General features: G+C 51.5%; 14 protein-coding genes. 4 read left to right on the plus strand and 10 right to left on the minus strand.

The genetic code is table 11. The annotated features are described in order from the left end of the window. Nucleotides 1-59: 59 nt before the first annotated feature. From AC27IT_RS08055 to AC27IT_RS08070, 4 genes are all read right to left on the minus strand, one after another. A complete protein-coding gene (locus tag AC27IT_RS08055) occupies nucleotides 60-1,148 on the minus strand; it encodes a PRK06851 family protein (RefSeq protein ID WP_005833844.1) in 1,089 nt (362 codons plus the stop codon). Nucleotides 1,149-1,324: 176 nt separating this feature from the next. Beyond that, nucleotides 1,325-1,981 carry a phosphate signaling complex protein PhoU gene (phoU, locus tag AC27IT_RS08060; protein ID WP_005833842.1) on the minus strand — a complete coding sequence of 219 codons (657 nt, stop codon included), beginning with the start codon at nucleotides 1,979-1,981 and terminating at the stop codon, nucleotides 1,325-1,327. 93 nt (nucleotides 1,982-2,074) lie between these two features. Next, entirely contained in the window at nucleotides 2,075-3,838 is a 1,764-nt protein-coding gene (gene pnpS / locus AC27IT_RS08065) for a two-component system histidine kinase PnpS (RefSeq protein ID WP_221843328.1), read from the minus strand. An 18-nt stretch (nucleotides 3,839-3,856) separates the two neighbouring features. Then, nucleotides 3,857-4,552, minus strand: a complete 696-nt coding sequence (locus AC27IT_RS08070; RefSeq protein WP_005833838.1) for a response regulator transcription factor — start codon at nucleotides 4,550-4,552, stop codon at nucleotides 3,857-3,859. A 1,035-nt stretch (nucleotides 4,553-5,587) separates the two neighbouring features. Between AC27IT_RS08070 and AC27IT_RS08075 the strand changes: the two genes are divergently transcribed. Next, nucleotides 5,588-6,112, plus strand: coding sequence for a hypothetical protein (locus AC27IT_RS08075; RefSeq protein ID WP_005834754.1), 525 nt, complete (start codon nucleotides 5,588-5,590; stop codon nucleotides 6,110-6,112). An 81-nt stretch (nucleotides 6,113-6,193) separates the two neighbouring features. On the opposite strand, the gene AC27IT_RS08080 is transcribed toward AC27IT_RS08075, so the two are convergent. From AC27IT_RS08080 to citZ, 4 genes are all read right to left on the minus strand, one after another. Then, nucleotides 6,194-6,802, minus strand: a complete 609-nt coding sequence (locus tag AC27IT_RS08080; RefSeq protein WP_487091724.1) for a hypothetical protein — start codon at nucleotides 6,800-6,802, stop codon at nucleotides 6,194-6,196. 830 nt (nucleotides 6,803-7,632) lie between these two features. Beyond that, nucleotides 7,633-8,571, minus strand: coding sequence for a malate dehydrogenase (mdh, locus tag AC27IT_RS08085; RefSeq protein ID WP_005834759.1), 939 nt, complete (start codon nucleotides 8,569-8,571; stop codon nucleotides 7,633-7,635). Nucleotides 8,572-8,623: 52 nt separating this feature from the next. Next, nucleotides 8,624-9,907, minus strand: coding sequence for an NADP-dependent isocitrate dehydrogenase (icd, locus tag AC27IT_RS08090; protein ID WP_005834761.1), 1,284 nt, complete (start codon nucleotides 9,905-9,907; stop codon nucleotides 8,624-8,626). Nucleotides 9,908-10,042: 135 nt separating this feature from the next. Then, nucleotides 10,043-11,155, minus strand: coding sequence for a citrate synthase (gene citZ / locus AC27IT_RS08095; RefSeq protein ID WP_005834764.1), 1,113 nt, complete (start codon nucleotides 11,153-11,155; stop codon nucleotides 10,043-10,045). 379 nt (nucleotides 11,156-11,534) lie between these two features. Between citZ and ytvI the strand changes: the two genes are divergently transcribed. Further along, nucleotides 11,535-12,665 (plus strand): sporulation integral membrane protein YtvI, encoded by a 1,131-nt coding sequence (ytvI, locus tag AC27IT_RS08100; protein WP_327945151.1) that lies wholly within the window; start codon nucleotides 11,535-11,537, stop codon nucleotides 12,663-12,665. 68 nt (nucleotides 12,666-12,733) lie between these two features. On the opposite strand, the gene AC27IT_RS08105 is transcribed toward ytvI, so the two are convergent. Both AC27IT_RS08105 and AC27IT_RS08110 read right to left on the minus strand, forming a co-directional pair. Continuing rightward, nucleotides 12,734-13,129 carry an FxsA family protein gene (locus AC27IT_RS08105; RefSeq protein ID WP_005834767.1) on the minus strand — a complete coding sequence of 132 codons (396 nt, stop codon included), beginning with the start codon at nucleotides 13,127-13,129 and terminating at the stop codon, nucleotides 12,734-12,736. A gap of 1 nt (nucleotide 13,130) precedes the next feature. After that, nucleotides 13,131-13,562 (minus strand): acyl-CoA thioesterase, encoded by a 432-nt coding sequence (locus AC27IT_RS08110; protein ID WP_007784796.1) that lies wholly within the window; start codon nucleotides 13,560-13,562, stop codon nucleotides 13,131-13,133. 138 nt (nucleotides 13,563-13,700) lie between these two features. On the opposite strand from AC27IT_RS08110, the gene AC27IT_RS08115 reads away from it, so the two are divergent. Continuing rightward, complete coding sequence (locus tag AC27IT_RS08115) at nucleotides 13,701-13,934, plus strand: hypothetical protein (RefSeq protein ID WP_005834770.1); 234 nt, start codon at nucleotides 13,701-13,703, stop codon at nucleotides 13,932-13,934. Nucleotides 13,935-13,945: 11 nt separating this feature from the next. Then, nucleotides 13,946-14,743, plus strand: a complete 798-nt coding sequence (locus AC27IT_RS08120) for a GerAB/ArcD/ProY family transporter (protein ID WP_005834772.1) — start codon at nucleotides 13,946-13,948, stop codon at nucleotides 14,741-14,743. Nucleotides 14,744-14,775: the final 32 nt, after the last annotated feature.

Here is a 14,775-nt window from a genome sequence, read left to right on the forward strand (position 1 = left end):
CACCTCCTTCCTGTAGTATGAGCAGCCGAACGGGTTTCATGCGGTCATGCGCTGTGTCTTTATCCCATCCGCGCCAGTCTGCTCATGATCGCCTGGGCGACCGCTTTGAGCCTGGACTGGTCCGCAGCCTCGCTGTACAGATTGTTCAATTGATCGCGCAGTTCTTTGGCAGCGAGCAAGGACGCCGTAGCTTCCTTGATTTTTTGCGTGTAGCGAGCCTTGATGTCGGCAAGCTCCTCCTGGTACTTCTCGTCGGTGCCAGGAGCGATGGCCCGCGTGTACATGTCGATGACTTCGTCTGTCTCCTTGCTGGGGAAGTATTCGTGCGGGGCGGTGCTGTCGAAAATAGCCAGCCCTTTTTCCGGCACGATCACCATATCCAGGCTGTGCGGGTCCAGCCCGCAATGGTACACCTCCACGTCGTAGCCGCGGTTTTCCGCTTCGACTACCAGCTTTTTCAGCATGGTCGACTTGCCTGATCCCGGTCTTCCTTTGATGAAGTAGCGCTTCTGCAACGAGTCTGTCAGCTTCATGATGTGATCGACAGGCCCATGCGGCGTGGCGGCCCCCAGGTACATTCTGCGCACCCGTGCCTTTTTGCCAAGCTTTTCCTCGCCAAAAAACAGCGCGATTACTTCTTCCGTAACGCGGTTGGCTTCCTCGCGGTTCAAGTTTTCAATGTACGGCGCTTCCCATTCATCGTGAATGCGCAGCGCTTCCCCGAACGACTGATAAGCGGCTTCGCTCTTGGCAAAAATCTCCTCGTACCACGCTGCGATTTGTTTTTTGTAAGGGGCCAGTTGTTCGATGCCGACCGCCGTTTGCAAATTGACCTGGATTTCCGTCACACCGGGCGCAGCAGGTCGCCAGATGCGAGGATAGCTGCCGTCCATAATGGCGACCCTCCACTCGTGAAAAACAACACCGTCGTATTGCCCGTTCACAAACGGAGAGTGAATCCACTCCACCTGATTCGTCTTGCGCGACATCTCCTTGCCGATGGCTTCGATGAGCGGGGACGTGACTCCCTCCACGACTCCTGACAGGATGTAGACGCGCTCCAGCCCTTGCAGGACCGAATCGTAAAACGTTTTGTATCCTCGCGCCGTGTTGCCTGCGGCGTATATGTGGCGTACTTGTTTTGCCATGCCATTCCCTCCCGTACTTCTTTTGCTGATAATGGGGTTGAATCGTTGTATTGTATGCAGCCAGAAGGAAATAGGCGTCTGTCATGAGCGGAAAAGCCGCTGCAAGCTTGAGACGGCTCGCAGCGGCTTTTTGGCGTTTGTGGCTTTTGGCTCCGGCAAGACGTTCTCGCCCGGGCTTATTTGTTCAGGTCGGTCATTTTGCCTGTGGACATGTAGATGATCCATTCGCAAATATTCGTGACGTGATCGGCAATCCGCTCCAAATATTGCGCCACCAGCAAAAGATGCGTCCCTTGTGAAATCGCGCTGCCGTTTTTGGTCATGACTTCGATCAAGTCACGGAAAATCGTTGCAAACAGCTTGTCGACGATATCGTCGCGAGCGGCGATCTCTTCTGCCGCTTCCTTGTTGCGGGCGATATAGGCATTCAGGCAATCTCGCACCATCGCTTTTACATGATCGGCCATCAACGGGATGTCAATCAGCGGCTTGATATACGGTTCAGCCATCAGGCGGCGTGTCGTTTTGGCGATGGAGACCGCATGATCGCCCATCCGCTCCAGGTCCGTCACCAGCTTCAGCATCGTTCCCAGACGGCGCAGGTCACTCCCTACCGGCTGCTGCAAAGCGATCAGGCGGAAGCATTCGCTCTGTATCTCCTGCTCCAGCTCGTTGATGACCGGATCGGCGGCAATGACCTGCTCTGCAAGCTGAACATCCCGCTCCACCAAACTTTTAATCGATTTATGAATGGCTTCTTCCACCAATGTGCCCATGGACATGAGCTTGCGATGCAATACGTCCAACTGCTCTTCGAAAGCGTGCCGCGACATGTTCCTCGTCCCCCTTCATTTGTCTGACACGACAAATAGTACAAGGGGATTGTATTGCACGGGTAAAGCTACTATTTTGTTTGTGTAAATATTTCAGCCGAGCGGCAAAGTGACGGTAAAGGTGGTGCCTTTTCCTTCCACACTCTCTACCCCGATCTGGCCGTGCAAGTTGTCGACGAGGTGTTTGACAATCGCAAGGCCCAGCCCCGTTCCGCCGGAGTCGCGGCTGCGCGCCTTGTCGACACGGTAAAAGCGCTCGAAAATGCGCGTGAGGTCTTTTTCCGGGATACCTATGCCCGTATCGGAAACCTGAATCGTCACGTGTTCGTCGTCTGCTTCTGTCCTGATCGTGATTTCTCCGCCTTCCGGAGTGTAGGCGATCGCGTTGGTCAAAAGGTTCAGGACGATTTGCTGGAGACAATCTTTGTCTGTCATCAACCAAATGTCCGGCTGGCTGTCCGGCAGCGTCACCTTCAACTGCTTTCTCAGCGCCTGGTCGTGCATGATCGCCGCTGCCGAGCGGATCAGCTCCTGCACATGCACGCGGCTGAGGTGCAGGGGAATCCGCTTCTGTTCGATTTTGGACAAGTCCAAAATGTCGCGGATCATCCGGTACAGCCGTTCGCTCTCATCCGAAATAATTTGCAGGAAATTGCGGCACGTTTCCTCGTCCTGCATCGCCCCTTCCAAAAGCGTCTCTGTAAACCCTTTGATGGAAGTAATCGGCGTCCGCAGCTCGTGCGAGACGTTGGCGACAAAGTCGCTGCGCATCTTTTCCAGGCGGCGAATGTCGGTGATGTCGTGCAGCACGACGACGACGCCTCGCGATTCCCCTTTAAAATTAATGTACGGGGCAAAATTGACGTCGAGCACGCGCTCCTGCGGATAGTAAATGTGGATCTCCTGCCGGAACTTCTCGCTTTTGTCCAGGCATCTGTCAATGTATTGGGACAGGCCAAAGCTTTTGCCTGCCTCGATGTGCAGCTTGCCTACCAGCTCGTGTCCGGCTGTTCCGAGCAGCTTTTCCACGGCGGGGTTGACGAGCATGATTCTGCGCTGCTCCGAGATGAAAATGACCCCGCTCGTCATGTTGGTCAGCACCCCGGCGAGCCGCTGCTGGTTCTCGGAGATTTCGTACATTTGCTGTTCCAGGCTGGACGCCATGAAATTGATGGCGCCGGCGAGCTGGCCGATCTCGTCCTTGGCCTTGATCCGTACCCGGCTCTCGTACTGGCGCTGGGTAATGTTGCGGGCGACTCGCGTAATTTCCTCGATGGGACGAATAATCGAAAAGGAGATGCGCGACACCACAATCGAGCCGACGACAAGCGTCACCAGCAAGCCTGTCAGCAGGCTGTACCACATGTTGTGGATCGTGTCCGTAATGTCTTTCATCGACATGGCCGAGCGGACGGCACCGACGATGTTCGTCCCCTGCTCGACGGGCACGGCTACGTACATCATGTCATAGCCCAGCGTCTCGCTAAAGCGGCGGGAAATGCCGGTCTCTCCATTGAGCGCCGCGAGCATTTCCGGCCTGTCGTGGTGGTTCTCCATCTCATCGGCATGGGAGGAGTTGTCGTACAGCACCTCGCCTTCCAGGTTGATGATGGTCAGGCGGACTTCGTCGGATGGCGCCACCTGGAGGACGCGATCCGCGAGCGTCTCCTGATTGTCAAAAACGGTCGGGAAGCGGACAGCCTGGGCAACCAGCTTGGACTCGCGGGACAAAAGCTCATGCAGCGATTGCAGGTAGGAATTTTCCAATACCTTCGCAAAGTACATCCCCATCAACAGGAGGACCAATGAGATTAATCCCAGAATGGTGAAGGTGAGTTTGATACGAAAGCGAGTCAAGGTCGTGCCTCCCGTTTGTTATCCTTCCAGTTTGTATCCCAAGCCGCGAACAGTTTTGATGTAGCGCGGGTTTTTCGTGTCTTCCTCCAGCTTTTCCCGCAGGTGGCTGACATGCACGTCCACGATCCGGGAGTCCCCGATAAAGTCGTAGTTCCAGACGGCGTTCAGCAGTTGGTCGCGGGTGAGCACGCGCCCCTGGTGGCTGGCGAGGTAGTTGAGCAGTTCGAATTCTTTTGGAGTCAGCTCTACCTTTGTATCTTTGCAAAAGACTTCGTATTTTTCCGGGTAGATGCGGATGTCGCCAAACTGGAGCACGACATCTTCCGGCGCAACCGCCGCTTCCGGGGTTGCCTGAATGCGGCGGAGAATGGCTTTTACGCGGGCGATTACTTCGCGCGGGCTGAACGGCTTGGTCAAATAGTCGTCAGCGCCCAGCTCCAGACCTAATATTTTATCCAGCTCATCGTCTTTTGCGGTCAACATGAGGATTGGCGTGTTAATGCGCTCCTGGCGCAATGTTTTACAGACGTCCATGCCGTCCATTTTGGGCAGCATCAAGTCGAGAATGATGAAATCGGGCTGCTCGCTTTTCACCATGTCGAGCGCCTGTCTGCCGTCAAAGGCGGTCACTACCTGGAAACCCGATTTTTCCAGATTGAATTGCAGCAGCTTCACGATGGAAGCTTCGTCATCCACTACCAAAACCTTAATCATTTTATCCGTTTCCCCCTACCAATGCGATGCTGCAGATTAATTGTTTTCAGACCTTCGTCCTCTGGTTTGTTTCTTCTCTCTACACCTCTCAGTCTGCCAATGCTGAAACCGGAAGACAAGTAATTTTTTTGTAAAAGTGTTTGGAGGCTGGCTGTGGTGGGTGTGGCTTGGGCGTTCCGTTGGTTCTTTGGAGTAGTATGCCTCGAATGAGGGGTGGGCATCAGGGAGGGGATGTTAGGCTTCGGGGGGTGTTTTGAAAGGTCCCTTGGTCGTAGAGGCTTCTGCTCGTGGCTTTGGCTTTGGCCGCTCCGTGTTTTGACAGCGTCTTGATGGCGGCTTTGGCTTCGGCTCGTCCCTGTTGTTTTGAAAGCTCCTTGATCGTAGCTTTGGCTTCGACTCGTCCCGGTTGTTTTGAAAGCTCCTTGATCGTAGCTTTGGCTTCGACTCGTCCCGGTTGTTTTGAAAGCTCCTTGATCGTAGCTTTAGCTTCGGCTCGTTCCGGTTGTTTTGAAAGCTCCTTGATCGTAGCTTTAGCTTCGGCTCGTTCCGGTTGTTTTGAAAGCTCCTGATCGCAGCCTTGGCTTCGGCTCGTCCCGGTTGTTTTAAAAGCCCCTTGATCGTAGCTTTCGTGGCGACGAGGAAAGAGGAGAAATCGCTGGAGCTTCTTGGGATCCCCGCTGGAAGCACTACTGCCCGGTTCCAGGGAAAAAATGAAACCGCGTCCAAAGTGGTTTATTCAGGATGGGTCTCAGAGTGGACGCTTAAAAGCGTGTTTCGTTTTTTCCGTTCCACCTCGGTCGGGATCCCAAAGGGCTTTCGCGTATTCCTCCTCTTTCCTCGTCAGGGGCTAATGATGTTGATGGGAGTTTTAAAAATCTTACAAGCCTTTCGGGGCAACCCATAGAGGTAGTTGCAGAGCCCGGGCTTAAAAGATTATAACAGCCAAATGTTTGTACACCCCTAATAATGAAGATTTGACCATATAAGAAAATTATGGTATTATATGTAAAATTCAAAGGCCGGGGAGTTGATTAATTGAGAAGTATATTTTTACATATCATTTTAGCCTGCCTGTTGCTTACTGCCGGATGTGTAAATGATAACTCCTTTGCAGGCAATAACGAGCAGAATCTAAAAATTGGAGTGATCGGGCAGCCTCCTGTGGTCAACGAAAATATTGATTTCATCGAAACAACTCTTGAATCACTAATTAATGCATCGGATACAGAGTTTCACGCATTATTTATCATGCCAGAGTGCCTAGAGGAAGCTTCCAAACCTCAATTTGCCAGGCTTTATAAAAGTCTGAAATACCCTGTTTTCTTTATCGGATCAACCAAATCATATTACCCGTTCATAGAAGAAAGTCTAACATATTCTACTGCTCCCTCAACGAGCTCCGGTATGTTTGCAACTGGATTTATCAATGAAGACGGGCAATATAAAATATTTGAATATGGCCTGGAAAATGATGAAAAGACAGAAAAAAATCTCAAACTAATGTACACCAATATTTTTAAGACAATTTCAAACGAATTCATCTCAAAGAAAACGAACTAAACAATTTCTCCGAACAGCAAAAAGGGGCTCTCTGGTCATTCTCTTGACTTGAAGATTGCCCCTTTGAATGTATGCAGTTATTTAATTCCCAGTAACAGAGAGATACTGATATCCGCTATAGAAGTATCGGTAATGATTTGATGCATTTGCAACACTAAAAGTAGCTTTAAATACCGGGGTGTCTATGCCGGTTTGAAAATTTAGAGTAGTTGATCCATTATCATAAAAATCACCGTTTACAAGATACTCAATACCTTGTTGATTATTTTTTACCCACGCTTGTACATCACCTGAAAATTGCTTGCTCACCCCGTGATACCTATCTAATCCGGCATATCTAATGTCAGAAACCCAACCGAAACTACCGTCTCTGCACTTATTTACAATAGCAATAAATCTTGGTTTATATGTTCCTGAAACTGATAATCGCTGAGACACTTCACTGTATGAGCATGTTGCACTTAAAGCTTTTAAGCTCTTTTGTGTTTTAGGTTGTTCTTTTTTTACTTCCTCTAACGACCTACCGCTATATTTTGCAATACGTTGCATTGCTTCCTCGTAGGAAAGGTCTTCAACAACAACCTCCCCTGTTTCTACTGTTGCATTGTTGCCTTTGGCAGAAGCAACAAGATTACCAAGGCTCAATACGACTAAAAACATCGTTAATACAACAAGAAATGGCTTTTTCATGTTTCCTCCTTAATTTATTTAATTTCATCAAGTACATTATTCTACAAATTATTATAAAATTTTTCCATTTTTGTAATAAAATTATCATTAAATCGACTTGTTCAAAAAAAATTCAACATTTTCCCTATTTAAGTTTGTTACCTCTTTGAAAATACCCCCCTCAAAAGAGTCGTATAGGTGCAACTCCTTTTGGGCCTGATAATAAGCAATATAATTCAATATAAACTCCAGCTCCCCTCCTCACTACGCTATGAGCACCTTGTCATTTCCGAATGAACGCCTGACCGCCCCCCTCAGCTCGTAGAGAAAACAGGAGAAAGTCGCAAAGGTCTTTGGGACTCCTTCCGAGACGGAGGGGAAAAGGGAAAACACGCTTTTAAGCGTCCACCTTGAACCCGCTTCCCTGAATCCTCCACTTTGGACGCGGTTTTCCTTTTTCCCCGCAGGCGGGCAGTCTGCGCTCCCTCGCTAGAGGCCCCAAGCACCTGCTGCGCTTTCTCCTGTTTCCTCCCTCCACTGCAGCTTCGACCTACTCGGCTTTTCCCAAAGAACGCCTGACCGAACCTCACAGCTCGTAGAGGAAGCGAAAAAAACCACAAGGTTTTAGAAGAATTCCTACCGAGCCAGAGGAGCAAAAGGAAAACACGCAAAAAAACTCCCCCAAGCCAAAGGCGCCTTGCACTTCATTCGTCTCGCAACTACTTCGGCCGAGCAGTTCGCCCCGCCCGCCGCGGGACAAAGACGTCATTTGCTTCACCTCCACTGGACGTTCCCGCAAAAAAAGACGCCTTTCGCGAAGAAAGGCGTCTTGGTTATTCATCTCGACCCGGCTATTTCAAAACAGCCAGGACATTGCGCACGGAATCAGCCGATTTGTCGAGGGCTGCTTTTTCCTCTGCGGTGAGTTCCAGCTCGATCACTTTCTCGATCCCGTTTGCCCCCAGGAGGGTCGGAACACCGAGGTAGAGATCGTGGTAGCCGTACTCGCCTTGCAGAAGCGCAATGGATGGCAGGATACGTTTTTTGTCCTTGATGATCGCTTCAGCCATCTGCACCAGCGAGGCAGCCGGGGCGTAATAGGCGGAACCGTTACCGAGCAGGTTGACGATTTCGCCGCCGCCTTTGCGGGTGCGTTCGACGATCGCATCGAGGCGATCTTTCGGGATCAATGTTTCCAGCGGAATGCCGCCCGCGTACGAGTAGCGCACCAATGGAACCATGTCGTCGCCGTGTCCGCCGAGCACGAAGCCTGTCACGTCTTCAACAGAGACGTTCAGCTCCATTGCCACGAAGGTACGGAAACGCGCCGTATCCAGCACGCCGGATTGCCCGATTACGCGCTCTTTCGGGAAGCCGGACGTTTTATAGAAGGTATAAGTCATCGCATCAACAGGGTTGGAAAGAACGAGCACGATCGAGTTTGGCGCATACGTTTTCACTTGCTCCGCCACCGACTTCATGATGGCTGCGTTTGTGTTCACCAGGTCGTCGCGGGACATGCCAGGCTTGCGGGCAATCCCTGCGGTGATGATGACCAGATCGGCACCTTTGATGTCCTCGTAGCTGGCTGTGCCTGTAATGTTGGCGTCAAACCCCAGTACAGGAGAAGACTCCATCATATCCAACGCTTTCCCTTTTGTTGGGTTTTCCAGTTGCGGAATATCAACCAATACGACGTCGCCCAGTTCTTTTTGCCCCAAAATAAATGCTGTGGTTGCACCAGTGAAGCCACTACCGATAACAGCGATTTTTTTACGGTTGAATGCCATGACTTAACTCCCCTCCAAAATGTAAGGTAATCGTTGCCAAACTATCTTTATCTTACATGTTTTGAATCAGCGCGTCAGCAAACTCGGAGCATTTCAGCTCGGTTGCACCTTCCATCAGGCGAGCGAAATCGTACGTTACGGTTTTCGCGGAGATGGTTTTTTCCATGGAGTTGATAATCAGGTCAGCCGCTTCGTTCCAGCCCAGGTGACGCAGCATCATTTCTCCGGACAGGATCACGGAGGATGGGTTCACTTTGTCCAGACCAGCGTATTTAGGCGCTGTACCGTGAGTTGCCTCGAAGATCGCATGGCCAGTCAGGTAGTTGATGTTTGCGCCTGGAGCGATACCGATACCGCCAACTTGTGCAGCCAGCGCGTCGGAGATGTAGTCACCGTTCAGGTTGAGGGTTGCTACTACATCGTACTCGGCAGGACGAGTCAGGATTTGTTGCAGGAACGCGTCGGCAATCACGTCTTTTACGATGATTTTGCCAGCCGCTTCTGCTTCTTTTTGCGCTTTGTCAGCGTCGCCGCCTTCAGCCTTGATGCGGTCGTATTGTGCCCAAGTGAACACTTTGTCGCCGAATTCCGCTTCAGCCACTGCATAACCCCAGCTTTTGAACGCGCCTTCGGTGAACTTCATGATGTTGCCTTTGTGTACGAGGGTAACGGATTTGCGGTTGTTGTCGATCGCGTAGTTGATCGCTGCGCGAACCAGACGCTCTGTACCGTCTTTGGAAACAGGCTTGATCCCGATACCGGAAGTTTCCGGGAAGCGGATTTTCTTCACGCCCATTTCTTTTTGCAGGAATTCGATTACTTTTTTCACTTCTGGAGTGCCTTCTGCCCACTCAACACCAGCGTAGATATCTTCTGTGTTCTCGCGGAAAATAACCATATCTGTCAATTCAGGATGTTTCACAGGGGATGGAACGCCATCGAAGTATTGAACAGGACGCACGCAAGCGTACAGATCCAGCTCTTGGCGCAGCGCCACGTTGATGGAACGGATACCGCCGCCTACTGGTGTAGTCAGAGGACCTTTGATGGCGATCAAGTATTCGCGGATCGCTGTCAATGTATCTTCTGGCAGCCACTCGTTGTATTGATTGAACGATTTTTCTCCTGCGAATACTTCGAACCAAGCGATTTTTTTCTCGCCGTTGTATGCTTTTTCTACCGCTGCATCCAGTACGCGAACGGAAGCTTTCCAGATGTCAGGGCCAGTACCGTCGCCCTCGATGAAAGGAATGATCGGGTTGTTTGGAACTACCAGTTTGCCGTTATCAACCGTAATTTTTTCGCCGGCAGTTGGTTGTGCAAGGTTTTTGAACACAAGAATCCCTCCAGTGGTGAAGATAATAGGTGATTATGAATATTTCCAGACGTAGGAGAACTACCACTGCTTGTGGTAGTTCTCAAGCTTGCGCTTAGGGAACAGGTGCCCTCCACGCTCGAAAATAGCGAGTGTTTAGCGGCGGTCAATCGGAACGTAGTGTTGGTTGACCGGACCGGTGTAATCCGCGCGCGGACGGATCAGGCGATTGTTTTCATACTGTTCCATGATGTGAGCCGTCCAGCCGGACATGCGGCTGATAGCGAAGATCGGTGTGAACAGGTCAGTTTCCAGGCCGAGAGAGATGTACACGGAAGCGGAGTAGAAGTCAACGTTTGGCTTCAGTCCTTTTTCCTTGGAAATCATGTCGTCGATTTTCACGGACATTTCATACAGCTCTGGACGACCGATTTGCGCGGTCAGCTTTTGGGACATTTGCTTCAGCCATTTCGCGCGCGGGTCACCATCTTTGTAGACGCGATGTCCGAAGCCCATGATTTTCTCTTTGTTGTCCAGCTTGGCGCGGATGTACGATTCTACGTTGTCGAGGCTGCCGATTTCCACCAGCATTTTCGCAACCGCTTCATTGGCGCCGCCGTGCAGAGGGCCTTTGAGCGTGCCGATGGCAGAGACGATACCGGAGTAGATATCAGTCAAGGTCGCAACGGTTACGCGAGCAGCGAAGGTAGATGCATTGAACTCATGGTCAGCATGCAGAACCAGCGCAACGTCAAACGCTTTCACTGCTGTTTCTGTCGGCTCTTCGCCAGTCAGCATGTAGAGGAAGTTTTGGGCGATGGTGAAATCTGCACGAGGAGCAACTGGCTCCAGACCTTTGCGCATGCGCTCGTAAGCGGCAATCAAGGTAGGAGTTTGAGCCATCAGACGGATGGATTTGCGATAGTTGGCTTCAGGAGACATGTCTTGCGCTTCTGGGTCGTAGAGCGCTAACGAAGAGACAGCTGTGCGCAACGCCGCCATTGGGTGTACGCCTTTTGGGTAGTGGCGGATGCTCTCCAGCACTTCTTTTGCCACTGTTGCATTTTCACCCAATTGTTTTTTCAAAGCGTCTAGCTGATCACGCTTCGGTAACGCTCCATGCCAGAGCAAATATACAACCTCTTCAAAAGTTGCATGTTCTGCTAACTCATCGATGTTGATCCCGCCATAGCAAAGAACCCCATCGACGATCGAACAGATCGATGATTGAGCGGCAACGACGCCTTCTAGTCCACGTGTTGTTGTCATAGAACTCCCTCTCCTTTTCCACTCAAGTAGTAGCGCTTATCCAGTCCTCGCTTGTCCTTGTGACTGATAAACGACTTTATCCACAGCAAATATGAAGTTGATGGCAGCGGTTTCTTTCATCCACCACTCTTGTCAGGGAATAGATCCACGCAAATCCTTAGAACATGCCAAGGGGGAGAGGCGAGTGAAAAGAATCCACTATAAGTCGACCCAATTATAAAAGATTATTGCGATTTTGTGAATAAGATTGGCGAAAAAATGTTTCAAAGGATGAAACCCGGTTTTGTTTTTTGCGCGAACTTGCTCCATTTGTCCGGTTTGCTGCATAATAGTTCCATAAGGATTTGTGTGCTGTTCGATGGCAGAAAGGAGACCTTTGTTGAATCAGGAAAACTGGGTGGAGCGCCTCTTTCAGATCATTCGCTTTTTCTGGGTTTGCCTGCTTGTTTATGTAGGAATTTGGCTGTTTCAGTTTGCAACACCCTTACTTTACCCATTTATAATTGCTTTAGTCATCGCGCTTTTGATCCACAGGCCGGTCACGTTCGTCACGCAAAAGTTCAAGATTCCGCGCTGGCTGTCGGTCACTCTCGCCCTGCTCGTCTTGATGCTGCTCGCCATCGGGCTGGCGACATTGGTCGTCTCGGAAACCGTCGTGGAGATCGGCGAGCTGGCCAAGCGCCTGCCGGGATTCGCCCAGGAGCTGTCCGAGTATTTGCAGCGGACGATCTCGCAAGACTTTTTGCTCGGCATCTACAACCAGGTGCAATGGATTTACGACCAGCTTGACCCGAACTACAAGGACAAAATTAGCAATACGGTCGGAAGCGGCATTACTTCCATCACCCACGCCGGGCAAAACCTGATTGTCAGCTTCCTGGACGGCCTGAAAAACGTGCTCGTCTCCCTGCCGAACATGGCTACCGTATCGGTTATTTCCATCATGGGCGCGTTCTTTATTTCCAAAGACTTCTTCCTCTGGGAAGCGCGCTTCCGCCGCCTGTTGCCAAGCGGCGTCAACAACCGGCTGGACCAGATTTTCCGCGACCTGCGCGGCGCTTTGCTCGGTTTTCTCAAGGCGCAGTTGACGCTCATCTCGCTGACGGCCGCCATCGTGATCGTCGGCCTTCTCATCATGCGCGTCGAATACGCGATTACGATCGGGCTGATTACCGGCCTGGTCGATCTGCTGCCGTATCTCGGAACGGGAACCGTCTTCGTTCCGTGGATCATCTACCTGTTTTTCAAAGGCAACTACACGATGGTCATCGGACTGTCCATCCTGTACGCGGTCGTTCTCATCTTCCGCCAGATCATCGAGCCAAAGGTCGTCGCGGAAAGCGTCGGTCTCGATCCGCTGCTCACGCTGGTCGCCCTGTTCGTCGGCCTGCAACTGTTCGGCTTTTTGGGGCTGATTATCGGCCCTGTCTCGCTCGTATTGATTAACGCGCTGGTCAAAGCCAACGTGTTCGTGGACATCTGGACCTACATTCGGGGAAAACGCACCTAACAAAAGAACCGCTTTCGGGCTAGCCGTGAGGCCGTCGCTCGAAGCGGTTCTTTTTGACAACTGCTCTTTTATCTGCGGAAAAAGAATTGGATGCGCCCCGACGAGATCAAATACCACAGCCATTGTTTCAGCAGGTGGCGCAAAATCATGCGGGTGTACGGAATGAGAAAAATCAGGCCGATCACGTCGGAGACAAAGCCTGGCAACAGCAGCAAAATGCCGCCGATCAGAATCAGCGCGCCGTCAATAATCGTCTCTGTCGGCATCTGCCCCCGTGCCAACTGGAACTGCAGCGTGCGAAACACCTGGACGCCTTGCTGCTTCGCCAGCCAAGCCCCGAGCAGCCCGGTCAGGATCACCAGCAAAACCGTGTTCCAGCCGCCGATGAGCGAGCCGACCGTAATCAGCCCCCACAGCTCCAAACCGAATCCGACGACAAACAGGATGATGAGAAAGCGCAGCATGCTACTCCCCTCCTTTATACTGGGCATCCAGCCAGGCGTAAACCTCCGGCTCTGTTCTGGACAAGCGAATCGGCTTCAGCTCTGCGTTCGTAAAAACGTGCATCGTCTCGCCCGACACGAGCAGCTCCTGGTCCGACACGCGGATAATATCGTAAGCAAACGCTAGTCGAACGGCACTCAGCTCCTTGACCCGCGTCTGGATTTCCACCACATCGTCGTAGCGGGCCGGCTTTTTGTAGGAGAGCGACGCGTCCGTGACCGGCAGCAGCACGCCTCTTTCCTCCAGCTCGCGGTAGGTAAGCCCCGCATTGCGGATCAATTCGGTTCGTCCTACCTCAAACCAGTTCAAGTAATTCGTATGGTAGACCACGCCCATCTGATCGGTCTCGCCGTAGCGCACTCGCAGCCGATGGGCATGAATAATCGGACTCACTCATCATCGCCCCTTTCTCTATACGTATATTGTACCATAGACAAACTGGTCTTGCGGTCTGGCTGGTATGTCAATTTTTCATTACGTCAATACTCGAAAAAGAATAAACTGGCGCAAACAGGAAAGTAGGAAAAAGGAATGTGGGGAGCAACCGTTGTCTTGGTCACAGCGATCATCATTGCCTGGTGGGAAATCCCTCATCTGGTTCACCTGGGCTATTATCGGGAGCTTGTCGTGTTTTCCCTTTTGCTTTTGCTCGCCGCAGCAGCAGGCGTGCTCAAAGTGTTGGGGGTCGCCATGCCCAATCCGGGCGATTGGGTGCTCGCCGTCCTTGGCCCCTTTGGGGAATTTTTGCAGAGATTGTTCCACTAGGAGGACATCAGGTGCTGTCCAACGTCACTATCTCGAATCGGCAAATGATGATAATTACAGCCCTGTTCTGCATCGGGACCACGATTTTGGTCGCCCCTTCTACATTGGCTGCGGATGCAAAGCAGGACGCGTGGATTTGCGCCATCCTGGGAAATGTAGTCGGCTATGGATTGGCCTGGCTCTACATCGCTGTCGGGTTGCTCTATCCCAATCAAAACTTGCTGGAAATCAACGAACGCGTTCTCGGCAAATGGCTCGGCTGGGCAGTCTCGCTGCTTTTCCTCTTCACCATGCTGCTCGCCTCTTCGCAGGTGCTGTTTTACATCGGAAACTTTTTAATCACGCACATGTTCCCAGAGACTCCGATCATCGCGCTGCACATTTTGTTTTTGCTCGTCGTCATGCTCGCCATGCGGCTTGGACTGGAGGCTTTCGCCCGATGCATCGAGCTGTTTACCCCGTTGCTACTGTTGCTGTTTTGCTCCCTGATCTTTTTTCTTTGTTCGACCATGGAGTTTGAAAACGTACAGCCGATTCTCGAAGCGAGCGGGAACGGCATCATGAGAGGCACCATGTCGTTTGTCAGCATGGTGCAAGTATTTCGGCTCCGCACCTACAAGCCGCTCATCCTTCCCAAAGCTTTTCTCGTCGTCGTCTTTTCCCTGATCGTCTATCCGAATACAGCGTATATGAACCAGTGGGATGTCGACGCCTGGTTGCCTTACAGCCTGATTTTCGGGCTGTTTTACCCGCTGCTGCTCCTGATCGTCGGCCTGATCCGCAAAAAAAGAGGGAGAGACTCGTCGTGACCGTCTCTCCCTCTTCTCTATGTTGGTTCCTC

The organism is Brevibacillus sp. YAE8 (assembly GCF_057543335.1).